Genomic DNA, 24,955 nt, shown 5'->3' on the forward strand with positions numbered 1-24,955 from the left:
GAAAGGCGCTGGACGCCAACTCCAGATAAGAAACAAGCTGCATATTATAGGCAGCTTGCTTTTTGGCGTAGACATTTTTGTGCTTAGTGAGTGATTTATTTGATGTACGTTGCTATTCCAATCAATTAAGAACACAGATGGTAGGTTCTACCCTTTTTATAGATAACAATCACGGTCATCAACTGGCTATGGCAGTATGTGATTGATTTACTGAAAATAAACGTTTGAAATAGATTGCGGTCGGATGATAGCTGCCATCGGGTGTGCAGGCATAATCCGGAATTTCTCCCATGCAACGATAACCTTGTGCACGGTAAAAAGATTCAGCAGGAGAACCTGCTTGAGTATCGAGATATAGCAATCCACGGCGTAGTTGAACCGCGGTACTCTCCATCGCGAGAATCAATTTGTGCCCAATACCAGTACGACGGCTACGGCTATGCACCAATAATTTCTGCACTTCGGCTCGATTTAAACCATTTGGCTTTTGGCAAAGGTCTAATTGGATAGTTCCAGTAATCCCCATCTCATCGCGTGCTATCCATAATAGTAATGCTCCTTTGGCGATGGCCGGGCGCAGACCATCGTAATAGCTCTCAGCTTCTTTCTGCGACAGAGAGCGGGAGTCATAGCCTACAGATGCCCCATGAGCTACGGCATCAATCAGTAAACTTGCCAGCTCACTGCGATATATAGGCAATGTTGCCGCATTAAGTAAAACTATCTTCATGATAAAACTCCTCAACCGCTGCTGGTCTATGCTTATGTCTATGTTTAAGCAATAAACAAGCCAAATATGAGTAGTGTGATTACCCTCATTGGAGCAATATTTTTTTAGACGAGATGCACTCAATTGGGGCACTCTCCCTTTTTTGAGGCGCAAAACTAAATTTATACTCAGTCAGTGGTACTAAAATTGGTGGCACAATGAGAGGTGAACTCATTTAAGGGGGAATTTTTCATTCATGGCGTTGATTACAAAAGCGGGTGTGCTGGATGTGAAATGAGCTAACTATGGTTAATAATACATCTGGCTTTTAAAAAGTGGCTGTTTTGTGAGCGAAAGGTCGACTTATGCAATTTTTTTGTTGCATCATAAGCTCGCTCTACCTAGAATGCGCTGCACTTGATGCCGGCATAGCTCAGTTGGTAGAGCAACTGACTTGTAATCAGTAGGTCCCGAGTTCGACTCTTGGTGCCGGCACCATTCAAGTACTAAAATTTAGGTGGGGTTCCCGAGCGGCCAAAGGGAGCAGACTGTAAATCTGCCGTCATCGACTTCGAAGGTTCGAATCCTTCCCCCACCACCATATTTACTCTTGAGTCTCAAGCCGATTCAGTGTCATGAATCTAAATGAGTTACTTAAGGGGAAGGTGAAAACCTTCGACGAAGGTTCGAGCCGAGCGTAGCGAGTCAACGACGCGCAGCGGCGGCCCGAAGGGTGAGGAGCGAAGTGACGAATAATCCTTCCCCCACCACCATATTTAACCTTGAGTCTCAGGGTGATTCAGAAGATCGAACTCCTAATACACACTCAAGGCGAGAGCACCGCTCTCGATGAAGAGTGAAGTGGCCAAGCCCTTCCTTTCAAATTTCTGCAGATTAAGTCAGGTAGCCGAGTTCTAAGATGCGGGCATCGTATAATGGCTATTACCTCAGCCTTCCAAGCTGATGATGTGGGTTCGATTCCCACTGCCCGCTCCAAGATGTGCTGATATAGCTCAGTTGGTAGAGCGCACCCTTGGTAAGGGTGAGGTCGGCAGTTCGAATCTGCCTATCAGCACCATTTCTCATTCTCTCGTCCCCTGATTTTCTTTCTGTGTTATGGATTCAGCAAGCATGCGCTTGGTTGATGTGGTGAAACCACCGATTCCGTGTCTTAGAGGGACAATCGATGTCTAAAGAAAAGTTTGAACGTACAAAACCGCACGTTAATGTGGGTACTATTGGCCACGTTGACCATGGTAAAACTACCCTAACTGCTGCAATCACCACCGTACTGGCTAAAACCTACGGCGGTAGTGCTCGTGCATTCGACCAGATCGACAACGCTCCGGAAGAGAAAGCGCGTGGTATCACCATCAACACGTCACATGTTGAATATGACACCCCGTCGCGCCACTATGCGCACGTTGACTGCCCAGGGCATGCCGACTACGTTAAAAACATGATAACCGGTGCTGCTCAGATGGACGGCGCGATTTTGGTTGTTGCTGCAACTGATGGCCCGATGCCACAGACTCGCGAGCACATCTTGTTAGGTCGTCAGGTTGGTGTTCCTTATATCCTGGTCTTCCTGAACAAGTGTGACATGGTTGACGATGAAGAATTGCTGGAATTGGTAGAAATGGAAGTCCGCGAACTTCTGTCTCAATACGATTTCCCTGGCGACGATACTCCCGTTATCCGTGGTTCAGCGCTGAAAGCGTTAGAAGGCGAGCCAGAATGGGAAGCAAAAATTATTGAATTAGCTGAGGCACTGGATAGCTACATCCCACAGCCTGAGCGTGCAATCGATAGACCATTCCTGCTGCCAATCGAAGACGTATTCTCTATCTCAGGCCGTGGTACAGTTGTCACTGGCCGTGTAGAGCGTGGCATTGTTAAAGTTGGTGAAGAAGTTGAAATCGTTGGTATTATCGATACCATTAGAACAACATGTACTGGCGTTGAAATGTTCCGCAAACTGCTGGACGAAGGCCGCGCGGGTGAGAACGTTGGTGTTCTGCTGCGTGGTACTAAACGTGATGACGTACAGCGTGGTCAGGTATTAGCTAAGCCAGGTTCTATCAAGCCACATACTAAATTCGAATCAGAAGTTTATATTCTGAGCAAAGACGAAGGCGGCCGTCATACTCCGTTCTTCAAAGGTTACCGTCCTCAGTTCTACTTCCGTACAACGGATGTAACCGGTACTATTGAATTGCCAGACGGCGTTGAGATGGTGATGCCAGGTGATAACATTCAAATGATTGTTAACCTGATTGCGCCTATCGCAATGGATGATGGTCTGCGTTTCGCAATTCGTGAAGGCGGCCGTACGGTAGGTGCCGGCGTTGTTGCTAAAGTCATTGAATAAGATTTGACGCGACATGCGATAAAAGGGCATCATTTGATGCCCTTTTTCTACGTTGTCATGCTAGAACCTATCTCATCAGTGGTTTTTTCATCATAATTACTGGTGAGATGGGCTCTGGAAATACGGCGAATAGTGCCGAGTGGTGCCGATTAGAGAGTCTCTAGAGCATCCTTCGGCTTGGTTTGCTTTGCGATGCGAAGCAAAGTTGTTGTTCTGAATCATAGTGACAGGTTGGTTTATGAGTGCGAATACCGAGGCTCCAGGGAGCGGACGCGGCCTGGAAACGGCTAAATGGCTAATCGTTGCTGTATTATTAGTTACAGCTATTGTTGGTAACTATTATTTCCGTGATTACAGCCTGCCGTTGCGTGCGTTGGCAGTTGTAGTAATTATCGCTGTTGCCGGTGCTGTTGCATTGATGACGGCAAAAGGTAAAGCCACTGTAGCGTTTGCTCGTGAAGCACGCACGGAAGTGCGTAAAGTGATTTGGCCTACCCGTCAGGAAACTCTGCATACAACGTTAATCGTTGCTGCGGTAACTGCTGTAATGTCACTGATTCTATGGGGGCTAGATGGTATCCTAGTCCGCCTGGTATCATTTATTACTGGCCTGAGGTTCTAAGATGTCTGAAGCACCAAAAAAGCGTTGGTACGTCGTTCAGGCGTTTTCCGGTTTTGAAGGCCGCGTAGCTCAATCGCTGCGTGAGCATATCAAGTTACATGACATGGAAGAGCTGTTTGGCGAAGTCATGGTTCCAACGGAAGAAGTCGTCGAAATTCGTGGTGGTCAACGTCGTAAAAGTGAACGCAAATTCTTCCCAGGCTATGTACTGGTCCAGATGGTGATGAACGATGCCAGCTGGCACTTAGTGCGTAGCGTGCCACGTGTAATGGGCTTTATCGGTGGTACATCCGATCGCCCTGCACCAATCAGTGATAAAGAAGTTGATGCGATTATGAATCGTCTTCAACAAGTGGGTGATAAACCACGTCCTAAAACACTGTTTGAACCAGGTGAACTGGTGCGTGTCAGCGATGGTCCATTTGCCGACTTTAACGGTGTTGTTGAAGAAGTGGACTACGAGAAGAGCCGCCTGAAAGTATCTGTTTCTATCTTTGGCCGTGCAACACCGGTCGAGCTGGATTTCAGTCAGGTAGAAAAAGGCTGATTCATTTTTCAGCAGTGATTGAAATTTGAGTCTTGTCTTAGGCGCGAAATTAAAATATAATTTCGCGCCTTTTGTTTTTAGATGTCTTGCTTTTTGTCATCCGTGGCAACTTATTTCATCGTAAATAATAGCGAGACAAAACACGGGGAGCCTCGAACGCGAGGCGATACTACCCAAATCGAGGAAATCGTAAATGGCTAAGAAAGTACAAGCCTATGTCAAGCTGCAAGTAGCAGCTGGTATGGCGAACCCAAGTCCACCAGTTGGTCCAGCTTTGGGTCAGCAGGGTGTTAACATCATGGAATTCTGTAAAGCGTTCAATGCTAAGACTGAAAGCATTGAAAAAGGCCTGCCGATCCCTGTTGTTATTACTGTTTATTCTGATCGCTCTTTCACTTTCGTTACTAAAACCCCGCCAGCAGCAGTTCTGCTGAAAAAAGCGGCAGGTATTAAGTCTGGTTCTGGCAAGCCGAACAAAGACAAAGTAGGGACTGTGACCGGTGCTCAGGTCCGTGAAATCGCAGAAACCAAAGCTGCGGATATGACTGGTGCTTCAATTGACGACATGATGCGTTCAATCGAAGGTACTGCTCGTTCCATGGGCCTGGTAGTGGAGGGTTAATAAATGGCTAAGCTGACCAAGCGCATGCGCGTGATCCGTGACAAAGTTGATGTGACTAAGCAATACGATATCAACGAAGCTGTTGCCCTGCTGAAAGAGCTGGCTACTGCTAAATTCGTAGAAAGTGTAGACGTTGCCGTTAACCTCGGTATCGACGCACGTAAATCTGACCAGAACGTTCGTGGTGCAACTGTGTTGCCACATGGTACTGGCCGTTCAGTACGCGTTGCTGTTTTCGCTCAGGGTGCAAACGCTGAAGCTGCGAAAGAAGCAGGCGCTGAATTGGTAGGTATGGAAGATCTGGCTGATATGATCAAGAAAGGCGAAATGAACTTCGACGTTGTTATTGCTTCCCCAGATGCAATGCGCGTTGTAGGTCAATTGGGCCAAATCTTGGGTCCACGTGGCCTGATGCCTAACCCTAAAGTGGGTACTGTTACTCCTAACGTTGCTGAAGCAGTTAAGAATGCTAAAGCAGGTCAGGTTCGTTATCGCAACGACAAAAACGGTATTATCCACACTACCATTGGTAAAGTTGATTTCGACTCAGATAAGTTGAGAGAAAACTTAGAATCTCTGGTTGTTGCGCTGAAGCGTGCTAAACCTGCTACAGCGAAAGGCGTTTATATCAAGAAAATCAGCCTCTCCACCACCATGGGTGCTGGCGTTGCAATCGATCAAAGCGGTCTGTCAGCAGTAGTGATCTAATCACGAATTGATTTTATCGCTTTACGTGGGCGTAAGGTTTGTCTAGAATCTTACGCCCATGCTTCTGTTGATGGGGTTACTTATCAGCAGAACACCAGAATTTTCGGTTGGAGCTTGGCCTTATCCAAGCCTCCGTCCAAGACCGCAGGTGTGTCGTAAGACACTTAATTTCCTGCGTAGACGGTGACAGAACCTAAAGCATTTTTTTCTTTCCTATAAAGAATTGTCCTTGCTGAATTCTGCTCACCGTGTTTCAACGCCCGTTCATTGCATTTTGTAGTGGATTGGGTGACGTGAGTTCCGGGGAATTACTCTCCGGTTAATCCAGGAGCAAGAACTAATGGCACTAAATCTTCAAGGCAAACAAGCGATTGTTGCTGAAGTTAAAGAAGTAGCCAAAGGTGCGCTGTCTGCGGTTGTTGCGGATTCTCGTGGCGTTACCGTTGACAAAATGACTGAACTGCGTAAAGCAGGTCGTGAAGCTGGCGTTCACATGCAAGTTGTTCGTAACACCTTGCTGTGCCGCATTGTTGAAGGCACTCAATTCGAATGCCTGAAAGACACGTTTGTTGGTCCAACCTTGATCGCATTCTCTTCTGAACACCCGGGCGCAGCTGCTCGTCTGTTCAAAGCATTTGCTAAAGATAATGCAAAATTTGAGGTTAAAGCAGCAGCCTTTGAAGGCGAGTTAATCCCTGCGGCTCAGATCGACCGCCTGGCAACTCTGCCAACCTACGAAGAAGCAATCGCACGTCTGATGGGAACCATGAAAGAAGCCGCTGCTGGCAAATTGGTTCGTACTCTGGCTGCGCTGCGTGATCAGAAAGAAGCTGAAGCGGCTTAATCGCCCTCACTTTTGTCAGTCACTGCTTTTTAACGTATAAACTATTTCTGTATTTTAGGAACACTTGTTATGTCAACTATCACTAAAGACCAAATTCTGGAAGGCGTTGCAGCTCTGTCTGTAATGGAAATCGTTGAACTGATCTCTGCTATGGAAGAGAAATTCGGCGTTTCAGCTGCTGCTGTTGCTGCAGGTCCTGCTGCTGCTGCTGAAGCTGTAGAAGAACAAACTGAATTCAACGTTGTTCTGGCTTCATTCGGCGACAACAAAGTTGCAGTAATCAAAGCTGTTCGCGGCGCAACTGGCCTGGGCTTGAAAGAAGCTAAAGATCTGGTTGAGTCTGCACCTGCAGTTCTGAAAGAAGGCGTGAACAAAGACGAAGCTGAGTCTCTGAAAAAATCTCTGGAAGAAGCTGGTGCTTCTGTTGAGATCAAGTAAGTTTAGCTTTGAGTTCGCAGCCTAACTTATAGGCTGATGGCTGGTGACTTTTTAGTCATCAGCCTTTTTGCGCTGTAGGGCGTTAGTCGCATTTCACACTGTTTAGCGGCTGACTAACCCCCCAATATTCCTTTCTATTTACGACTTAATATACTGCGTTCTCAGCTACGACCCACTCGGGTAGCTCGGTAGTCAAAGTAACGCGATGAAATGGTTTAAGAGTGATAGAAAAGAGTATTTCGAGAAGTGTTTCAACTTCTCATTCTAAATAATAGTGTTGCATGAACTGTCCTATGTTCGGGGCAGACAGAGTGGGTCGACTTTTCAGCGAGCTGAGGAACCCTATGGTTTACTCCTATACCGAGAAAAAACGTATTCGTAAGGATTTTGGTAAACGTCCACAAGTTCTGGACATACCTTATCTCCTTTCTATCCAACTTGACTCGTTCCAGAAATTCATCGAGCAAGATCCCGAAGGGCAGCACGGTCTGGAAGCAGCATTCCGTTCTGTTTTTCCAATTCAGAGCTACAGTGGCAATTCGGAGCTGCAATACGTTAGCTACCGTCTTGGTGAACCTGTATTTGATGTTAAAGAGTGCCAGATCCGTGGTGTGACCTATTCCGCACCGCTACGCGTTAAGCTGCGTCTGGTAATCTATGAGCGCGAAGCTCCTGAAGGTACGGTCAAAGACATCAAAGAACAAGAAGTCTACATGGGTGAAATTCCACTCATGACCGAAAACGGTACCTTTGTCATTAACGGTACTGAGAGGGTTATCGTATCTCAGCTACACCGTAGCCCTGGCGTATTCTTTGACAGTGATAAGGGTAAAACCCATTCATCGGGTAAAGTGCTGTACAACGCACGTATCATCCCTTACCGCGGTTCATGGTTAGATTTCGAGTTTGACCCGAAAGACAACCTGTTTGTCCGTATTGACCGTCGTCGTAAATTGCCTGCAACCATCATTCTGCGCGCATTGAGTTTCACCACTGCACAGATCTTGGATCTGTTCTTCGAGAAAGTGGTCTTTGAGATTCGTGACAACAAGCTGCAGATGGAATTAGTTCCAGAGCGCCTGCGCGGTGAAACGGCATCCTTTGATATTGAAGCGAATGGCAAAGTTTACGTCGAGAAAGCGCGTCGTATTACTGCGCGTCATATTCGCCAGCTTGAAAAAGACGGCATTGATCGCATCGAAGTTCCGGTTGAATACATTGCCGGTAAAGTGGTTGCAAAAGACTATATCGATACGAACACCGGTGAGCTTATCTGTGCAGCCAACATGGAGCTGTCACTGGATTTACTGGCTAAACTGAGCCAGTCTGGCCACAAGCATATCGAAACATTGTTCACCAACGACCTGGATCACGGTGCTTATATCTCCGAGACCCTGCGTGTTGACCCAACCAGCGATCGTTTGAGCGCCTTGGTTGAGATCTACCGCATGATGCGTCCTGGTGAGCCACCAACACGTGAAGCTGCTGAAAATCTGTTTGAGAACCTGTTCTTCTCTGAAGACCGCTATGATTTGTCAGCGGTTGGCCGGATGAAGTTCAACCGTTCCCTGCTGCGTGACGAAATCGAAGGTTCCGGTATCCTGAGCAAAGAAGACATCACCGAAGTGATGAAAAAGCTCATCGATATCCGTAATGGTCGCGGCGAAGTGGATGATATCGACCACTTGGGCAACCGTCGTATTCGTTCCGTTGGTGAAATGGCTGAAAACCAGTTCCGTGTAGGTCTGGTTCGTGTTGAGCGTGCAGTTAAAGAGCGTTTGTCTCTGGGTGACCTCGACACTCTGATGCCTCAGGACATGATCAACGCCAAGCCGATTTCGGCGGCGGTGAAAGAGTTCTTCGGTTCCAGCCAGTTGTCACAATTTATGGACCAGAACAACCCGTTGTCTGAGATTACGCATAAACGCCGTATCTCTGCATTGGGCCCGGGCGGTTTGACCCGTGAACGTGCTGGCTTTGAAGTTCGAGACGTACACCCGACTCACTACGGTCGCGTATGTCCAATCGAAACGCCAGAAGGTCCAAACATCGGTCTGATCAACTCCTTGTCTGTCTACGCACAGACCAACGAGTATGGTTTCCTGGAAACACCTTATCGTCGCGTACGCGATGGTGTGGTGACCGATGAAATTAACTACCTGTCTGCTATTGAAGAAGGCAATTTCGTTATCGCTCAGGCGAACTCCAACCTGGACGAAGACGGCCGCTTCATTGAAGACTTGGTCACTTGTCGTAGCAAAGGCGAATCAAGCCTGTTTAGCCGCGACCAAGTAGACTATATGGACGTTTCCACTCAACAGGTGGTGTCTGTTGGTGCTTCTCTGATTCCATTCTTGGAACACGATGACGCCAACCGTGCATTGATGGGTGCGAACATGCAACGTCAGGCGGTTCCTACTCTGCGTGCTGATAAGCCGCTGGTGGGTACTGGTATGGAACGTGCAGTAGCGGTTGACTCAGGGGTAACCTCTGTAGCCAAACGTGGCGGTACGGTTCAATACGTAGATGCATCCCGTATCGTTATTAAAGTTAACGAAGACGAAATGTATCCGGGCGAAGCAGGCATTGATATTTATAACCTGACCAAATACACCCGTTCAAACCAGAACACCTGTATCAACCAGATGCCGTGTGTGAATCTGGGTGAGCCAATCGAGCGCGGCGACGTGCTGGCAGATGGCCCATCAACAGATCTGGGCGAACTGGCATTGGGTCAGAACATGCGCGTAGCGTTCATGCCTTGGAACGGTTACAACTTCGAAGACTCCATCTTGGTCTCCGAGCGCGTGGTACAAGAAGATCGCTTCACCACCATCCACATTCAAGAACTGGCATGTGTGTCCCGTGACACCAAGCTGGGGCCAGAAGAGATAACGGCTGATATCCCGAACGTGGGTGAAGCTGCACTGTCCAAACTGGATGAGTCCGGTATCGTGTATATCGGTGCTGAAGTGACTGGCGGCGACATTCTGGTTGGTAAGGTAACACCTAAAGGTGAAACCCAACTGACGCCAGAAGAGAAGCTGTTACGTGCGATCTTCGGTGAGAAAGCGTCTGATGTTAAAGACTCTTCTCTGCGTGTACCAAACGGTGTTTCCGGTACGGTTATTGACGTACAAGTCTTTACTCGCGACGGTGTAGAAAAAGATAAACGTGCGTTAGAAATCGAAGAGATGCAACTGAAGCAGGCTAAGAAAGACCTGACTGAAGAGTTGCAGATCCTGGAAGCGGGCCTGTTTGCACGTATCCATGCAGTACTGGTTTCTGGTGGCATCGAAGCTGACAAGCTGAGCAAGTTACCACGTGATCGTTGGCTCGAACTGGGCCTGACCGACGAAGACAAGCAAAACCAACTGGAACAGTTGGCAGAGCAGTACGACGAAATGAAATCCGAATTCGAGAAGAAGATGGATGCCAAGCGTCGTAAGATCACCCAAGGTGATGATTTGGCACCAGGCGTGCTGAAGATCGTCAAGGTGTATTTGGCGGTTAAACGTCAGATTCAACCGGGTGACAAGATGGCCGGTCGTCACGGTAACAAAGGTGTTATCTCCAAAATTAACCCGATCGAAGATATGCCTTACGATGAAAACGGTACGCCGGTAGACATCGTTCTGAACCCGCTGGGCGTACCATCGCGTATGAACATCGGTCAGATTTTGGAAACCCACTTAGGGATGGCAGCGAAAGGCATTGGCGAGAAAATCAACGCCATGCTGAAGAAGCAGGAAGAAGTTGCCAAACTGCGTGAGTTCATCCAGAAAGCCTACGATCTGGGCGACAACGTTTGTCAGAAAGTTGATCTGAGCACCTTCACCGATGACGAAGTATTGCGTCTGGCTGAGAACCTGAAAAAAGGTATGCCAATTGCAACACCAGTCTTCGACGGCGCGACAGAGAAAGAGATCAAGGAACTGTTACAGCTAGGTGGTCTGCCAACTTCTGGTCAGATTACTCTGTTTGACGGCCGTACCGGCGAGCAATTTGAACGTCAGGTTACTGTCGGCTACATGTACATGCTGAAACTGAACCACTTGGTTGATGACAAGATGCATGCGCGTTCTACCGGTTCTTACAGCCTGGTTACTCAGCAGCCGCTGGGTGGTAAGGCTCAGTTCGGTGGTCAGCGCTTCGGTGAGATGGAAGTGTGGGCGTTGGAAGCTTATGGCGCCGCGTACACATTGCAGGAAATGCTTACCGTCAAGTCCGACGATGTAAACGGCCGTACCAAGATGTACAAAAACATCGTGGATGGCGATCACCGTATGGAACCAGGCATGCCGGAGTCCTTCAACGTATTGTTGAAAGAAATCCGCTCGCTGGGCATCAATATCGAGCTGGAAGAAGAGTAACTCTTCGCCAGACGGCAGACTCTTACAGCCGGGAGTCTGCTGGTGGTTCGCACTGGTCACAGGGGCGCTCAAATTTCGTTTTGAGCGCCTATCAGGTCTAACTCCGACAGGAGCCAATCCGTGAAAGACTTATTAAAGTTTCTGAAAGCGCAAACTAAGACCGAAGAGTTTGATGCGATCAAAATTGCTCTGGCATCGCCAGACATGATCCGTTCATGGTCGTTCGGTGAAGTTAAAAAGCCGGAAACCATTAACTACCGTACGTTCAAACCAGAACGTGACGGCCTTTTCTGTGCCCGTATCTTTGGCCCAGTAAAAGATTACGAATGCCTGTGCGGTAAGTACAAGCGTTTGAAACACCGTGGTGTTATTTGTGAGAAATGCGGCGTTGAAGTGACTCAAACCAAAGTGCGCCGTGAGCGTATGGGTCACATCGAACTGGCTTCTCCAACTGCGCACATCTGGTTTCTGAAATCGCTGCCATCCCGCATCGGTTTACTGCTGGATATGCCATTACGTGACATCGAACGTGTACTGTACTTCGAATCCTATGTGGTTGTTGAAGGCGGTATGACCAACCTGGAACGTCGTCAGATCCTGACTGAAGAGCAGTATCTGGACGCGTTGGAAGAGTTTGGTGATGAGTTCGACGCGAAAATGGGCGCCGAGGCGATTCAGGCCCTGTTGAAAAACATGGATCTGGAAGCTGAGTGCGAGATCCTGCGTGAAGAATTGAACGAAACAAATTCTGAAACCAAGCGTAAGAAGCTGACTAAGCGTATCAAGCTGCTGGAAGCGTTCGTACAGTCTGGCAATAAGCCAGAGTGGATGATCCTGACCGTGCTGCCTGTGTTGCCGCCAGATTTGCGTCCATTGGTTCCGTTGGATGGTGGTCGTTTTGCGACTTCTGATCTGAACGATTTGTATCGTCGCGTGATCAACCGTAACAACCGTCTGAAGCGCCTGCTGGACTTGGCGGCTCCTGACATCATCGTACGTAACGAAAAGCGTATGCTGCAAGAAGCAGTAGATGCATTGCTGGATAACGGCCGTCGCGGTCGTGCGATTACCGGCTCTAACAAGCGTCCGTTGAAGTCACTGGCTGACATGATCAAAGGTAAGCAAGGTCGTTTCCGTCAGAACTTGCTGGGTAAACGTGTTGACTACTCAGGTCGTTCGGTTATCACCGTTGGTCCATACCTGCGTCTGCATCAGTGCGGTCTGCCTAAGAAAATGGCTCTTGAGCTGTTCAAACCGTTCATCTACGGCAAGCTGGAATTGCGTGGTCTTGCTACCACCATTAAAGCCGCCAAGAAGATGGTTGAGCGTGAAGAAGCTGTGGTTTGGGATATCTTGGATGAAGTTATCCGCGAACACCCAGTGCTGCTGAACCGTGCACCAACCCTTCACCGTTTGGGTATCCAGGCGTTTGAACCGGTTCTGATCGAAGGTAAGGCAATCCAGTTGCACCCATTGGTTTGTGCGGCATATAACGCCGACTTCGATGGTGACCAAATGGCTGTTCACGTACCGCTAACACTGGAAGCTCAGTTAGAAGCGCGTGCGTTGATGATGTCTACCAACAACATCCTGTCACCAGCGAACGGCGAGCCAATCATCGTTCCTTCTCAGGACGTTGTATTGGGTCTGTATTACATGACCCGCGACTGTGTTAACGCCAAAGGCGAAGGCATGGTTCTGACTGGCCCGAAAGAAGCTGAACGTATTTATCGTGGTGGCCTGGCATCGCTACATGCTCGCGTAAAAGTGCGTATTACTGAAGAAATTCGTAATGTCGAAGGCGAAAGCATTACGCGTACCAGCATCATCGATACGACAGTTGGCCGTGCTATTTTGTGGATGATCGTCCCGAAAGGCCTGCCTTACTCTATCGTGAACCAGCCGCTGGGCAAGAAAGCTATCTCCAAGATGCTGAACACCTGTTACCGCATCCTGGGCTTGAAGCCAACGGTTATCTTTGCTGACCAGATCATGTACACCGGTTTTGCTTACGCAGCACGCTCAGGCGCCTCTGTAGGTATCGATGACATGGTTATCCCAGAAGCGAAAGCAGGGATCATCGAAGAAGCTGAAACTGAAGTTGCCGAGATCCAGGAGCAGTTCCAATCTGGTCTGGTAACCGCAGGCGAACGTTATAACAAAGTGATCGATATCTGGGCCGCGGCTAACGAACGTGTTGCCAAGGCGATGATGGATAACTTGTCTGTAGAAGATGTTGTCAACCGTGACGGCGTTGTCGAACAGCAAGTGTCATTCAACAGCATCTTTATGATGGCCGACTCCGGTGCGCGTGGTTCTGCTGCACAGATTCGTCAGCTGGCAGGGATGCGTGGTCTGATGGCCAAGCCAGATGGTTCGATCATTGAAACGCCAATCACTGCGAACTTCCGTGAAGGTTTGAACGTACTTCAGTACTTCATCTCAACCCACGGTGCGCGTAAAGGTTTGGCGGATACCGCATTGAAAACTGCGAACTCCGGTTACCTGACCCGTCGTTTGGTTGACGTGGCACAGGATCTGGTGGTAACCGAAGACGATTGTGGTACCCATAACGGTATCGTGATGACCCCGGTTATCGAAGGTGGTGATGTTAAAGAGCCACTGCGCGATCGCGTTCTGGGTCGTGTGACTGCAGAAGAAGTTATCAAGCCGGGTACGGCTGATATTCTGGTTCCGCGTAACACCCTATTGGACGAAAAATGGTGTGATCTGTTAGAAGAAAACTCCGTCGACAGCGTTAAAGTTCGTTCAGTAGTAAGCTGTGAAACTGACTTTGGTGTGTGTGCAAACTGCTATGGTCGCGACCTGGCACGTGGTCACATCATCAACAAAGGTGAAGCAGTTGGTGTTATTGCAGCGCAGTCAATCGGTGAGCCGGGTACCCAGCTTACGATGCGTACGTTCCACATCGGTGGTGCGGCATCTCGTGCGGCAGCAGAGTCCAGCATTCAGGTTAAGAACAAAGGCAGCTTGAAACTGAGCAACGTCAAGTTCGTTACCAATGCAGCGGGCAAGCTGGTTATTACTTCTCGTAATACCGAGCTGAAGCTGATCGACGAATTCGGCCGTACTAAAGAAAGCTACAAAGTGCCTTACGGTGCTGTAATGGCTAAAGGCGATGGCGCAGAAGTCCAGGGCGGCGAAACCGTTGCTAACTGGGATCCGCACATCATGCCAGTTGTGACCGAAGTGAGCGGTTTCATTCGCTTCGCGGACATGGTTGACGGCCAGACCATTACCCGCCAGACCGACGAACTGACTGGTTTGTCTTCTCTGGTAGTACTGGATAGTGCAGAGCGTACCGGTAGCGGTAAAGACCTGCGTCCGGCACTGAAAATCGTTGACGCCAAAGGCGACGATGTATTGATCCCAGGTACTGATATGCCTGCTCAATACTTCCTGCCAGGTAAAACGATTGTACAGCTGGAAGACGGCATTCAGATCGGTGCGGGTGATACCCTGGCGCGTATTCCTCAGGAATCAAGCGGTACCAAGGATATTACCGGTGGTCTGCCACGTGTTGCTGACTTGTTCGAAGCACGTCGTCCGAAAGAGCCTGCAATCCTGGCTGAAATCAGCGGGATCATCTCGTTCGGTAAAGAGACCAAAGGCAAACGTCGTCTGGTTATCTCACCGTTGGATGGTAGCGATGCATACGAAGAGATGATTCCGAAATGGCGTCAGCTCAACGTGTTCGAAGGTGAAATTGTAGAACGCGGTGACGTGGTCTCCGATGGCCCAGAATCTCCACATGACATTCTGCGTCTGCGTGGCGTTCACGCAGTTACCCGTTACATCACCAACGAAGTGCAGGAAGTTTACCGTCTGCAAGGCGTTAAGATTAACGATAAACACATCGAAGTTATCGTTCGTCAGATGTTGCGTAAAGGCACCATCGTTGATTCAGGTAGCACTGACTTCCTGGAAGGCGAGCAGGCAGAAATGTCTCGCGTTAAAATCGCTAACCGTAAGCTGGCAGCCGAAGGCAAAATCGAGGCTACGTTCACGCGTGACCTGCTGGGTATCACCAAGGCATCCTTGGCGACCGAGTCCTTCATCTCTGCGGCTTCGTTCCAAGAAACCACGCGCGTTCTTACTGAAGCGGCAGTTGCCGGTAAACGTGATGAACTGCGTGGCCTGAAAGAAAACGTAATCGTGGGCCGTCTGATCCCAGCCGGTACCGGTTACGCTTATCATCAGGATCGTGCACGCCGTAAAGCTCTGGGTGAAGTTCCCGTTGTACCGCAAGTTAGCGCGGATGAAGCAACGGCTAACCTGGCTGAATTGCTTAACGCCGGTTTTGGTAACAGCAAAGACTAATCTCTTTGTTGTTCACCAACGTAAAAACCGCTCCTTACGGGGCGGTTTTTTTTTGCTTTTTTTAGGATTTAAACGGCCGGTTTATTGCAGAGAACGCCCTAAATGGCGATCCCAATCCTTCCACACCGGCTGTAACCCCGCCTGTGTCAATGCCAGTGCTACCTGCTCCGGTGTGCGATTATCATGCGGAGCAAATTGCTCAAGTTCTGGATGATTATCTGCATACCCACCAGGCTGAGTTTTGGAACCCGCACTGACATTATTAATCGCGACCGGAATGACATTGTCGCGGAAGAAAGGTGATTCACGGGTAGATAGCGACAGTTCCACATCCGGGGCAAACAATCTAAAAGCACAGATCAATTGCAGCAGTTGCGGCTCACTCATCAGAGATGCTGGCTCGATACCGCCCGCACAAGGTCGTAGTCGTGGAAACGAAATAGAGTAGCGACTTTGCCAATAGGTCTGTTGCAGATAAAACAGATGCTCCGCCAGCATATAACAGTCCGTGCGCCAACTATTAGACAGCCCGATCAACGCACCTAGTCCGATCTTGTCGATCCCAGCCCGACCGAGACGATCTGGGGTTGCCAGTCGCCAGTGAAAATCTTGCTTGTGCCCGCGCAAGTGATGTTGCTGGTAAGTCGCTGGGTGATAGGTTTCCTGATAAACCATCACACCGTCTAATCCCAACGTTTTTAGCTCCGCATACTCTTCTTGCGCCAATGGTTGAACTTCCATCATCAGTGAACTGAATCGACTACGGATGACTGGGAAGTGACGACGAAAGTAATCCATTCCTACTTTTGCCTGATGTTCACCAGTGACCAGTAGCAGATGTTCAAAGCCTAGCGCTTTGATAGCATCACACTCACGGATGATTTCTGCTTCATCTAAGGTTTTGCGCTTGATGCGATTGCTCATCGAGAAACCACAATAAGTGCAATCATTAGCACACAGATTAGAAAGGTAGAGCGGTACATAAAAACTCACCGTGTTACCAAAACGCTGGCGGGTTAATTGTTGAGCCTTCTGCGCCATCGGTTCGAGATAAGCCAGTGCTGCGGGCGAAATCAACGCCATTAAGTCGTCGCGATTCGGTTTGACGGCATTAATGGCCCGTTCAACATCAGCGGCGGTTTTACTGTTAATACGCAGAGAAATATCATCCCAATCTAATTGTTGCCAGTGTTGGCTGAAATCTTCAGACATGATGCTCCTCCTCTAACTGGCTGAGAAAGCCAGTCAGTGGGCTGGTGGCAATGGCCTTGCCAAACTGTTGGTTGCCAAGCCCCGCCTGACGCGCCAATTCACCGGATTCAACCGCCAAACGGAAAGCATGCGCCATGTGTACGGGTGAGCGTGCCACGGCAATTGCGGTATTGACCAGCACGGCATCAGCTCCCAATTCCATTGCCTCAAGCGCATGGCTTGGCGCACCAATTCCAGCATCGACTACCACGGGCACTTTGGCCTGCTCGATAATGATTTGCAGAAAGTCGCGGGTACGTAAGCCCAAATTTGAGCCAATCGGTGCACCCAATGGCATGACGGCAGCGCAGCCTGCTTCTTCCAGCCGCTTGCACAATACCGGGTCCGCACCACAGTAAGGCAAAACAACAAATCCCTCTTTCACCAGTATTTCGGCGGCTTTCAGGGTTTCTATTGGGTCAGGCAGTAAATACTTCACATCGGGATGAATTTCCAATTTTATCCAATGGGTACCCAGCGCTTCACGCGCCAGACGGGCGGCAAATACAGCCTCTTGCGCAGTTTTGGCCCCCGAGGTATTAGGCAGCAAACGCACACCTAATTGTTGCAAGGGCGCAAGAATTGCATCGTTCCCTGCCCGTAAATCAACCCGTTTCATCGCCATAGTAATCAGTTGTGACCCTGAGGCGCGCAATGCTTCCAGCATTAGTTCAGGGGTGGAGAATTTTCCCGTACCGGTAAATAAACGTGAGGTAAAAGTGGTATCGGCGATCTTCAGCATGTCAGCCCCCGGCAATCGCTTGGAATAGCAAAATGTTATCACCCGCGTGTAACTGGCATTTTTCCCAGTCAGTACGAGGGACGATGACCTGATTAACCGCCAGAGCCGTACCCGGCTGGTGGCGTTTGAGCTGATTGAGCAGCATTGCCGCAGTGATATTGCTCACCACTTCTAATGGCTGATCATTGAGCACAATCTGTATATAACCCGTTTTCACTGTGCACCTCCGCAGGCAGGGCAATGCTTGGCCCGAGTCAGTTGCAGGGTGCTCCAGCTCTGCTGCTTGCCATCGAATAAGCGTAATTTCCCGCTCAGTGCCGATGGCAGTCCTGCCAACATCTTGATGGCTTCCAGTGCTTGCAAGGTACCAATGACGCCGACCACCGGCCCCAATACGCCAGCGGTACGACAATTACGCTGCGGCAATTCCTTATCGGGATAGAGGCAGGCGTAGCAGCCTTGAGAATAAGGCGGCTCAATGACCAGCAGTTGCCCGCTGAATCCCACGGCACTGCCGCTGATTAATGGCTTTTGTGCGGTGATACAGGCTGCATTTACCTGATGGCGCGTCTCCATGTTGTCGCTGCAATCCAGCACCAAATCAGCGTTAGCTACCGCATCGGCCAATGCCGCACCTAGCAGCCGCGTATCAAATGGGACAATCTCAATCAACGGATTGAGGCTTTGCAAATGACGTTGGGCTAACCGTGCTTTACTTTGATTAGCTGAGGATGTTTGGCTGATATCTGTGGTGCGATACAGGATTTGGCGCTGTAAATTGGTCAGTTCCAGTTGGTCATCATCAGCCAGTAATAGCTTACCGACACCGGCTGCCGCCAAATAGAGCGCAGCAGGCGAACCAAGGCCGCCAAGGCCGATAATCAGCACACAGGCATTTTTCAGCTTCAACTGGCCCTCAGGGCCGATATCCTCCAGTAATAACTGGCGGCTGTAGCGCAAGAATTCGCTGTCACTCAACTCATGCTTGTTTGTCATCAGCCAGCTCCTTGCCCTCAATCAGGTGCAGTAATTGTGCTGTTGCCTGCTGCCAATCGTCACTCAGGGTAATAGCACTGACGACCGCTACACTACCGACACCCGTGGCCAGGACCGCCGGTACGCGCTCAATGCTGATGCCGCCGATGGCAACTGTCGGGTAGTCTGGCGTGTTGTCGACCATCTGCTTGAGTACCGTCAACCCTTGTGGTGATGACGGCATTTGCTTGGTTTGTGTGGGGAAGATGTGGCCCATGGCGATATAAGAGGGCCGGACAGCTTTAGCTATCGCCAGTTCCTGCTCATCATGGGTTGATACGCCCAGCCGTAATCCAGCTTGCTGAATCGCGGCCAAGTCGGCTGTTTCCAGATCTTCCTGACCCAGATGAACACCATAGGCACCATGCTTAATCGCCAGCCGCCAATAATCATTGATAAATAAGCGTGCCTGATAGCGTTTGCCTAACGCTATGGCAGCGGCAATGCCTTGTTCTACCTGCGCATCATCTAACTCTTTGATACGTAGTTGTATTGTGGTTACGCCTGCGGCAAGCAGGCGCTCTATCCAAAGTAGGCTATCGACGACGGGATAGAGACCAAGACGCTGTACCGTCGCAGGGAAACCTTTCTTTGCAGAAAATGAGGCATGATTAGACAGGTTCATTATTGGCCTCGCTCTTGAGGTTAACGGGGCTGTGATACAGCTCGCTGCCGCGAGAGCGGAACTCCGCTGACATCTGTTCCATACCTGATTGTAAAATTTCGATCGGTTGGGCTGCTGTTTCTTGTGTCGCTGCTAGCTCTTGCGCCACAGCCTGTTCTTGCGTAGCGGCATAGTCGCGGACTTCCTGAGAGATTTTCATCGAGCAGAATTTCGGCCCGCACATTGAGCAGAAGTGGGCCACTTTGCCGGACTCCTGCGGCAGGGTTTCGTCGTGATAGGCTCGTGCGGTTTCTGGATCAAGCGCCAGATTGAACTGATCTTCCCAGCGGAATTCAAAGCGCGCTTTCGACATGGCGTTATCGCGGATCTGCGCACCGGGGTGGCCTTTGGCCAAGTCTGCGGCATGGGCGGCGATTTTATAAGTAATAAGACCTTGTTTCACATCCTCTTTATTAGGCAGGCCAAGATGTTCTTTCGGTGTGACGTAACACAACATGGCGCAACCGAACCAACCAATCATGGCGGCCCCAATACCTGAAGTGAAATGATCATAACCCGGCGCAATATCCGTAGTTAGCGGGCCTAAGGTATAGAATGGCGCTTCATGGCAGTGTTCCAACTCTTCCGTCATATTGCGGCGAATCATCTGCATCGGCACATGACCGGGGCCTTCAATCATCACCTGCACATCATATTCCCAGGCGATTTTGGTCAATTCACCCAAGGTATGCAGCTCAGCGAACTGGGCTTCATCATTGGCATCCTGAATGGAACCAGGGCGTAGGCCATCACCCAGTGACAGTGAGACATCATAGGCCGCACAGATCTGGCAGATTTCGCGAAAATGCTGATACAGGAAGTTTTCCTGATGATGGGAAAGGCACCACTTCGCCATAATTGAACCACCACGGGAGACGATACCGGTCAAGCGTTTGGCGGTCATCGGTACATAGCGCAACAACACACCGGCATGGATAGTAAAGTAATCCACCCCTTGCTCGGCCTGCTCTAACAGTGTGTCACGGAACATTTCCCAGGTTAGGTTCTCAGCCACACCATTTACTTTTTCTAATGCCTGATAGATAGGAACGGTACCAATAGGGACCGGGCTATTGCGCAGGATCCATTCGCGGGTTTCATGGATATAGCGTCCCGTGGACAAATCCATTACGGTATCTGCACCCCAGCGGGTTGACCACACCAGTTTTTCTACTTCCTCTTCGATGGAGGAGGTCACCGCAGAGTTACCGATATTGGCATTCACTTTCACTAAAAAGTTACGACCAATAATCATCGGCTCAGATTCTGGATGGTTTATATTGGCGGGAATGATAGCTCGGCCCGCCGCCACTTCCTGACGTACAAATTCGGCAGTGATATTTTCTGGCAGGTTAGCGCCAAAAGCCTGTCCTGGATGCTGCTGGCGTAGTACCTCACCACGAATACGTTCACGGCCCATATTTTCTCGCAGCGCGATAAACTCCATCTCTGGCGTGATGATACCCTGACGGGCGTAATGCAGTTGGGTGACGCATTTGCCTGTGATGGCTTTCTTCGGGTGTGGCAGATGCTCAAAACGCAAATGATCCAAGCCTTCGTCGGCCAAACGTTGTTGGGTGAAGCCAGAGCTGACAGAGGTCAGTGCGGCGCTATCCTGGCGTTCAGCTATCCAGCTATCGCGTAATTTGGGTAACCCGCTGTGAACATCCAGTTTGGCATTTGAGTCACCATATGGGCCGGAAGTGTCATACACCGGGATGGCTTCGTTATCTTCATAGCGTGGTGCGTCTTTGCCACCGCCAATCAGTGTCGGACTGAGCTGGATTTCGCGCATCGGTACCAGAATATCTAGCCGTGAGCCTTGTAGGTAAATACGTTGGGAGTTGGGGAAAGTGACACCTTGCAAAGTATCAATAAACTGTTGAGCTTGTTCACGTTGTTGTTTACGTGGAAGTTGTTTACGTGGAATAGGTTTACGTGGAATAGGTTTACGTGGGCGTGATGAACTTTTAGTGGTTGTATTATTAGACATAGCAATTCCTACCAGTGTGGTTTATAGGGAAAATTGCTTGTCTGGAGCTTGGCGGGAGTAACGATGTTGGCCAGTAACCGGCAGCTACCTGTAAGGATAAAGACCGGGCCTGTAGCGATAAATTACTCTTGTTCCCTTCGCGGGTATTAACCCGATCAGGTTCCGCGGATCCCGAATTAACGGTCTCAGCCTGCGTTTGCTTTCCTAAGAAAACAGGTGCTAGGCACTCCGACAAGAAACCCCAGTATATGAGGTTGAATTAAAACTACAAGCCCGTGCTGTTCAGCGGGCTATTTTACCGGCCCTGTTTGAATAACTGGCTGGGCGGCTTGCCATGACTCGGCTGCCCATTGAATCAATTGATCTTCCAAGCGGAAACGGGCATCAAGGGCTTCGCCGATATCAGATAATGCTTGTTGAAACTCGATACAACTGTCCTGATCGATCTCAATGTTGGTATAACGATCATGGAATGTCATGATCGTTTGAGTATTATTTTTTAACGCAGGATACACTTTGGTCGTCAGCGCCATTTTTGGGCTAGACGCGCCTTCCACCTGTTTGATAATTCTGTCATAGATATGAAAATGCCCGGAAGAGAGATAATCCACTAAATTATGGCAAAAGTTCTCCAGCGCTTTTTCGTTAAGCGGGGTATGCTTTTCTTTTTGCGGCTTAATACCGATCACTGTGCAATATGAAACTAACAGTTCTTTACGCGCATGAAGCCATTGATCAATTAATTCATTACTGCCGCCAACGCGTTGAGTCAGGCTTTCTAGTCGGTTGAGCATGAACGACTCCGTGAGTAAGGAAAAGTAATAGTGGGTTACAAAAATGTAACAAGCCGGATTCTAGATTGCCAGTGAAGTCGAGGTTGTGCAACAACGATATGGAACTACAACTTACAGGTAAAGAAAGTGGCTGGTGGATTGTCAGTCATGAAAACAAATTATGGTTGCCGAAAGGGGAGTTACCACAAGGTAATGCCGCTAATTGGTCATTGCAGGGCGCAGCGGCAAGGCAAATCGGTGAATGGCAAGGGCAGGCGGTATGGTTGATCCGTCAGATGATGTCTACTGATATGGGTTCCGTGCGGCAATTACTGGATGTGGATCGCGGCTTGTTCCAATTGGCTGGGCGTGGTGTGCAACTGGCAGAGTTTTATCGTTCTCACCGTTTTTGTGGTTATTGCGGTCACCAAATGCAGGCCAGCCGTTCCGAGTGGGCTTGTCTGTGTAATCACTGCCGTGAGCGCTATTACCCACAAGTCGCCCCTTGTGTGATTGTTGCCATTCGCCGTGATGATGAAATTTTATTGGCGCAGCATGTACGGCATCGTGGCGGCATTAATACCGTATTGGCAGGCTTTGTCGAAGTGGGTGAGACTCTGGAGCAGGCGGTTTCCCGTGAAGTTTTAGAAGAAAGTAATATTCACATTAAAAATCTGCGCTACGTAACATCACAGCCTTGGCCGTTCCCCCATTCACTGATGATGGCGTTTATGGCCGAGTATGACAGTGGTGAATTGCGACATGACCCTAAAGAGCTGCTAAATGCCGGTTGGTATCGTTATGACCAATTGCCATTACTGCCGCCGCCAGGCACCGTAGCACGACGATTAATTGAAGATACCGTGGTGTTATGCCGCGAGCACCGTGAGTTGATCTAATCAGAAGGGAGTGCTGAAGCGCTAACCTCATAGCCGACGCAGTTTAAACCCCACGAGAGTGAGTCATTATCACGCCCTTAATAGCGGCGGCAGTTAGCAGGAAAGTATTATCTGACATGCTACAATATGGTCCGCTAAAAGATGGCCGCCAGATAATTAAGGGAGCTCCACCATGAATGAGTTGAAAAACGATCGCTATCTGCGAGCCTTATTGCGTCAACCGGTAGATGTAACGCCGGTATGGATGATGCGTCAGGCGGGCCGTTATTTGCCGGAATATAAAGCTACCCGCGCGGTTGCCGGGGATTTTATGTCGCTGTGCAAAAATGCGGAACTGGCTTGTGAAGTGACGATGCAGCCATTACGTCGCTATCCATTGGACGCCGCGATTCTGTTTTCAGACATTCTGACCATCCCCGATGCTATGGGGCTGGGGCTCTATTTTGAAACCTGTGAAGGCCCACGCTTCCAATCCCCGATTACTTGTCGCGCCGACGTCGAAAAGTTACCCATCCCCGACCCAGAACAGGAATTGGGTTATGTGATGAACGCGGTAAGAACCATTCGCCGTGAGCTGAAAGGTGCGGTGCCATTAATTGGTTTTTCCGGCAGCCCATGGACGCTGGCAACCTATATGGTTGAAGGTGGTAGTAGCAAAGCGTTTACCAAACTGAAGAAAATGATGTATGCCGAGCCGCAAACCCTGCATCTGCTACTGGATAAACTGGCCGATAGCGTCATCTTGTATCTCAATGCGCAAATCAAAGCTGGCGCTCAATCTGTGATGGTGTTTGATACTTGGGGCGGGGTACTGACAGGGCGTGATTATCTTGAATTCTCCTTGAACTACATGCATAAAATCGTCGATGGCCTGATCCGCGAAAACGACGGGCGTCGGGTGCCGGTGACCTTGTTCACCAAAGGTGGCGGGCAATGGCTGGAAGCAATGGCTGCTACCGGTTGTGATGCATTAGGGTTGGATTGGACCACGGATATCGGCGATGCGCGCCGTCGGGTGGGTGATAAGGTCGCTCTGCAAGGCAATATGGACCCCTCTGTGCTATACGCACCACCTGCCCGTATTGAGCAGGAAGTGAGTACTATTCTCGCAAGTTTTGGCCAGGGTGAAGGGCATGTGTTTAATCTGGGGCACGGCATTCATCAGGATGTCCCGCCAGAACATGCAGGGGCTTTTGTTGATGCAGTGCATACATTATCAAAGCCTTATCATCAAAACTAATCGCTTATACCCAAAGTCATTGGGGCGGCAGGTAACCGTACTGTAGCTTCAAGCTCGAGGGAGGTTGGCCGATGATAGATACCAAAGCGTTACGGGCAGAACAGTTACAACGAGCATCTGAAATTATTCTTCACGATGATTTTGATAGTGGGTCAGTGCACTTTATTGCCGGTGCGGATGTTGGTTTTGAGCAGCAGGGGGAGATTACCCGTGCTGCTATCGCGATTTTGCGTTATCCCTCGCTAGAACTGGTGGAATATCAGGTTGCCCGCGTGGCAACTTCACTGCCGTATATCCCCGGTTTACTCTCTTTCCGTGAATATCCTGCATTATTAGCCGCCTGGGAGCAGTTGCAGCAACGGCCTCAACTGGTGTTTGTTGATGGGCAAGGTATCGCACATCCGCGTCGTTTAGGCGTTGCCAGCCATTTTGGGCTGTTGGTTGATGTCCCGACCATTGGTGTCGCCAAAAGTCGCCTGTGTGGGCACTCTCTGCCGCTAGAGAGCGATAACGGCGCATTACAACCACTCATTGATGGTGATGAGCAACTTGGCTGGGTGTGGCGCAGCAAAGTCCGTTGCAATCCACTGTTTATCTCGCCCGGTCATCGGGTCAGTGTTAGCAGTGCTTTGGCGTGGGTACAGGCTTGCATGGCGGGCTACCGTTTGCCTGAGCCAACCCGTTGGGCTGATGCTATCGCCTCAAACCGCCCGCAATTTCAGCGTTGGGTGCGGAAAAATCCTGATTTACTTGGCAACCATAGGGATATGATTTAATTTCGGG

Annotated in this window: 20 protein-coding genes, 4 tRNA genes, 1 other RNA gene and 1 riboswitch; of the genes, 17 read left to right on the forward strand and 8 right to left on the reverse strand. The window is 49.6% G+C overall.

From position 1 onward, the window contains the following. Window positions 1-178: 178 nt before the first annotated feature. Window positions 179-730: a GNAT family N-acetyltransferase gene (locus V2A84_RS20670; RefSeq protein WP_083162043.1), complete on the reverse strand. Its 552-nt coding sequence runs from the start codon at window positions 728-730 to the stop codon at window positions 179-181. Window positions 731-1,131: 401 nt separating this feature from the next. Here V2A84_RS20670 and V2A84_RS20675 point away from each other — a divergent pair. The 14 genes from V2A84_RS20675 to rpoC all read left to right on the forward strand — a co-directional run bounded on the left by V2A84_RS20675 (window position 1,132) and on the right by rpoC (window position 15,575). After that, window positions 1,132-1,207, forward strand: a tRNA-Thr gene (locus tag V2A84_RS20675). A gap of 18 nt (window positions 1,208-1,225) precedes the next feature. After that, window positions 1,226-1,310: transfer RNA gene (locus V2A84_RS20680), tRNA-Tyr, on the forward strand. A gap of 44 nt (window positions 1,311-1,354) precedes the next feature. Continuing rightward, window positions 1,355-1,482, forward strand: a non-coding RNA gene (locus V2A84_RS20685) — RtT sRNA. 148 nt (window positions 1,483-1,630) lie between these two features. Further along, window positions 1,631-1,705, forward strand: a tRNA-Gly gene (locus V2A84_RS20690). 6 nt (window positions 1,706-1,711) lie between these two features. After that, window positions 1,712-1,787 (forward strand) — tRNA-Thr (locus V2A84_RS20695). Between the two features lie 108 nt (window positions 1,788-1,895). After that, complete coding sequence (tuf, locus tag V2A84_RS20700; protein ID WP_042568960.1) at window positions 1,896-3,080, forward strand: elongation factor Tu; 1,185 nt, start codon at window positions 1,896-1,898, stop codon at window positions 3,078-3,080. 238 nt (window positions 3,081-3,318) lie between these two features. Next, window positions 3,319-3,702, forward strand: a complete 384-nt coding sequence (secE, locus tag V2A84_RS20705; RefSeq protein ID WP_005192343.1) for a preprotein translocase subunit SecE — start codon at window positions 3,319-3,321, stop codon at window positions 3,700-3,702. Between the two features lies 1 nt (window position 3,703). After that, the gene (gene nusG / locus V2A84_RS20710) at window positions 3,704-4,249 is read left to right on the forward strand and encodes a transcription termination/antitermination protein NusG (protein WP_002210671.1); all 546 of its coding nucleotides are present in this window, start codon (window positions 3,704-3,706) and stop codon (window positions 4,247-4,249) included. A gap of 193 nt (window positions 4,250-4,442) precedes the next feature. Then, on the forward strand, window positions 4,443-4,871 hold the full coding sequence (gene rplK / locus V2A84_RS20715; RefSeq protein WP_004712403.1) for a 50S ribosomal protein L11: 429 nt from the start codon (window positions 4,443-4,445) through the stop codon (window positions 4,869-4,871). A gap of 3 nt (window positions 4,872-4,874) precedes the next feature. Further along, on the forward strand, window positions 4,875-5,579 hold the full coding sequence (gene rplA / locus V2A84_RS20720) for a 50S ribosomal protein L1 (RefSeq protein ID WP_049614735.1): 705 nt from the start codon (window positions 4,875-4,877) through the stop codon (window positions 5,577-5,579). Between the two features lie 340 nt (window positions 5,580-5,919). Then, window positions 5,920-6,423: a 50S ribosomal protein L10 gene (rplJ, locus tag V2A84_RS20725; protein WP_083162045.1), complete on the forward strand. Its 504-nt coding sequence runs from the start codon at window positions 5,920-5,922 to the stop codon at window positions 6,421-6,423. Between the two features lie 69 nt (window positions 6,424-6,492). Beyond that, window positions 6,493-6,861 carry a 50S ribosomal protein L7/L12 gene (gene rplL / locus V2A84_RS20730; protein ID WP_004876762.1) on the forward strand — a complete coding sequence of 123 codons (369 nt, stop codon included), beginning with the start codon at window positions 6,493-6,495 and terminating at the stop codon, window positions 6,859-6,861. A 344-nt stretch (window positions 6,862-7,205) separates the two neighbouring features. Further along, on the forward strand, window positions 7,206-11,234 hold the full coding sequence (gene rpoB, locus V2A84_RS20735) for a DNA-directed RNA polymerase subunit beta (protein ID WP_083162047.1): 4,029 nt from the start codon (window positions 7,206-7,208) through the stop codon (window positions 11,232-11,234). A 120-nt stretch (window positions 11,235-11,354) separates the two neighbouring features. After that, the gene (gene rpoC / locus V2A84_RS20740) at window positions 11,355-15,575 is read left to right on the forward strand and encodes a DNA-directed RNA polymerase subunit beta' (protein ID WP_005192331.1); all 4,221 of its coding nucleotides are present in this window, start codon (window positions 11,355-11,357) and stop codon (window positions 15,573-15,575) included. Window positions 15,576-15,656: 81 nt separating this feature from the next. On the opposite strand, the gene thiH is transcribed toward rpoC, so the two are convergent. The 7 genes from thiH to rsd all read right to left on the reverse strand — a co-directional run bounded on the left by thiH (window position 15,657) and on the right by rsd (window position 22,054). Then, on the reverse strand, window positions 15,657-16,787 hold the full coding sequence (thiH, locus tag V2A84_RS20745; protein ID WP_083162055.1) for a 2-iminoacetate synthase ThiH: 1,131 nt from the start codon (window positions 16,785-16,787) through the stop codon (window positions 15,657-15,659). Continuing rightward, a complete protein-coding gene (locus tag V2A84_RS20750; protein WP_442821352.1) occupies window positions 16,780-17,568 on the reverse strand; it encodes a thiazole synthase in 789 nt (262 codons plus the stop codon). The genes thiH and V2A84_RS20750 overlap by 8 nt, the downstream gene beginning before the upstream one ends. A 1-nt stretch (window position 17,569) precedes the next feature. Then, on the reverse strand, window positions 17,570-17,785 hold the full coding sequence (thiS, locus tag V2A84_RS20755; protein WP_420073059.1) for a sulfur carrier protein ThiS: 216 nt from the start codon (window positions 17,783-17,785) through the stop codon (window positions 17,570-17,572). Then, window positions 17,782-18,564, reverse strand: coding sequence for a HesA/MoeB/ThiF family protein (locus V2A84_RS20760; protein ID WP_442849040.1), 783 nt, complete (start codon window positions 18,562-18,564; stop codon window positions 17,782-17,784). Before V2A84_RS20760 ends, thiS begins: the two co-directional genes overlap by 4 nt. Beyond that, window positions 18,548-19,228, reverse strand: a complete 681-nt coding sequence (gene thiE / locus V2A84_RS20765) for a thiamine phosphate synthase (protein WP_420073057.1) — start codon at window positions 19,226-19,228, stop codon at window positions 18,548-18,550. Before thiE ends, V2A84_RS20760 begins: the two co-directional genes overlap by 17 nt. Further along, window positions 19,215-21,260, reverse strand: a complete 2,046-nt coding sequence (gene thiC, locus V2A84_RS20770; RefSeq protein WP_442849041.1) for a phosphomethylpyrimidine synthase ThiC — start codon at window positions 21,258-21,260, stop codon at window positions 19,215-19,217. The genes thiE and thiC overlap by 14 nt, the downstream gene beginning before the upstream one ends. Window positions 21,261-21,375: 115 nt before the next feature. After that, window positions 21,376-21,501, reverse strand: a riboswitch (TPP riboswitch). Between the two features lie 49 nt (window positions 21,502-21,550). Then, window positions 21,551-22,054: a sigma D regulator gene (rsd, locus tag V2A84_RS20775; RefSeq protein ID WP_083162065.1), complete on the reverse strand. Its 504-nt coding sequence runs from the start codon at window positions 22,052-22,054 to the stop codon at window positions 21,551-21,553. A 98-nt stretch (window positions 22,055-22,152) separates the two neighbouring features. Between rsd and nudC the strand changes: the two genes are divergently transcribed. The 3 genes from nudC to nfi all read left to right on the forward strand — a co-directional run bounded on the left by nudC (window position 22,153) and on the right by nfi (window position 24,948). Then, window positions 22,153-22,932, forward strand: coding sequence for an NAD(+) diphosphatase (nudC, locus tag V2A84_RS20780; RefSeq protein WP_083162067.1), 780 nt, complete (start codon window positions 22,153-22,155; stop codon window positions 22,930-22,932). A 172-nt stretch (window positions 22,933-23,104) separates the two neighbouring features. Then, window positions 23,105-24,172: a uroporphyrinogen decarboxylase gene (gene hemE / locus V2A84_RS20785; RefSeq protein ID WP_442849042.1), complete on the forward strand. Its 1,068-nt coding sequence runs from the start codon at window positions 23,105-23,107 to the stop codon at window positions 24,170-24,172. 71 nt (window positions 24,173-24,243) lie between these two features. Continuing rightward, a complete protein-coding gene (nfi, locus tag V2A84_RS20790) occupies window positions 24,244-24,948 on the forward strand; it encodes a deoxyribonuclease V (protein ID WP_083162071.1) in 705 nt (234 codons plus the stop codon). Window positions 24,949-24,955: the final 7 nt, after the last annotated feature.

The organism is Yersinia sp. 2553 StPb PI (genome assembly GCF_052217105.1).
In the GTDB taxonomy this organism is placed as follows: Bacteria; Pseudomonadota; Gammaproteobacteria; order Enterobacterales; family Enterobacteriaceae; genus Yersinia; species Yersinia enterocolitica_E.

Coding starts and splice junctions, on each gene's coding strand:
- V2A84_RS20670 (WP_083162043.1), bottom strand. CDS start 730: ATGAAGATAGTTTTACTTAATGCGGCAACATTGCCTATATATCGCAGT.
- tuf (WP_042568960.1), top strand. CDS start 1,896: ATGTCTAAAGAAAAGTTTGAACGTACAAAACCGCACGTTAATGTGGGT.
- secE (WP_005192343.1), top strand. CDS start 3,319: ATGAGTGCGAATACCGAGGCTCCAGGGAGCGGACGCGGCCTGGAAACG.
- nusG (WP_002210671.1), top strand. CDS start 3,704: ATGTCTGAAGCACCAAAAAAGCGTTGGTACGTCGTTCAGGCGTTTTCC.
- rplK (WP_004712403.1), top strand. CDS start 4,443: ATGGCTAAGAAAGTACAAGCCTATGTCAAGCTGCAAGTAGCAGCTGGT.
- rplA (WP_049614735.1), top strand. CDS start 4,875: ATGGCTAAGCTGACCAAGCGCATGCGCGTGATCCGTGACAAAGTTGAT.
- rplJ (WP_083162045.1), top strand. CDS start 5,920: ATGGCACTAAATCTTCAAGGCAAACAAGCGATTGTTGCTGAAGTTAAA.
- rplL (WP_004876762.1), top strand. CDS start 6,493: ATGTCAACTATCACTAAAGACCAAATTCTGGAAGGCGTTGCAGCTCTG.
- rpoB (WP_083162047.1), top strand. CDS start 7,206: ATGGTTTACTCCTATACCGAGAAAAAACGTATTCGTAAGGATTTTGGT.
- thiH (WP_083162055.1), bottom strand. CDS start 16,787: ATGTCTGAAGATTTCAGCCAACACTGGCAACAATTAGATTGGGATGAT.
- V2A84_RS20750 (WP_442821352.1), bottom strand. CDS start 17,568: ATGCTGAAGATCGCCGATACCACTTTTACCTCACGTTTATTTACCGGT.
- V2A84_RS20760 (WP_442849040.1), bottom strand. CDS start 18,564: ATGACAAACAAGCATGAGTTGAGTGACAGCGAATTCTTGCGCTACAGC.
- thiE (WP_420073057.1), bottom strand. CDS start 19,228: ATGAACCTGTCTAATCATGCCTCATTTTCTGCAAAGAAAGGTTTCCCT.
- thiC (WP_442849041.1), bottom strand. CDS start 21,260: ATGTCTAATAATACAACCACTAAAAGTTCATCACGCCCACGTAAACCT.
- rsd (WP_083162065.1), bottom strand. CDS start 22,054: ATGCTCAACCGACTAGAAAGCCTGACTCAACGCGTTGGCGGCAGTAAT.
- nudC (WP_083162067.1), top strand. CDS start 22,153: ATGGAACTACAACTTACAGGTAAAGAAAGTGGCTGGTGGATTGTCAGT.
- hemE (WP_442849042.1), top strand. CDS start 23,105: ATGAATGAGTTGAAAAACGATCGCTATCTGCGAGCCTTATTGCGTCAA.
- nfi (WP_083162071.1), top strand. CDS start 24,244: ATGATAGATACCAAAGCGTTACGGGCAGAACAGTTACAACGAGCATCT.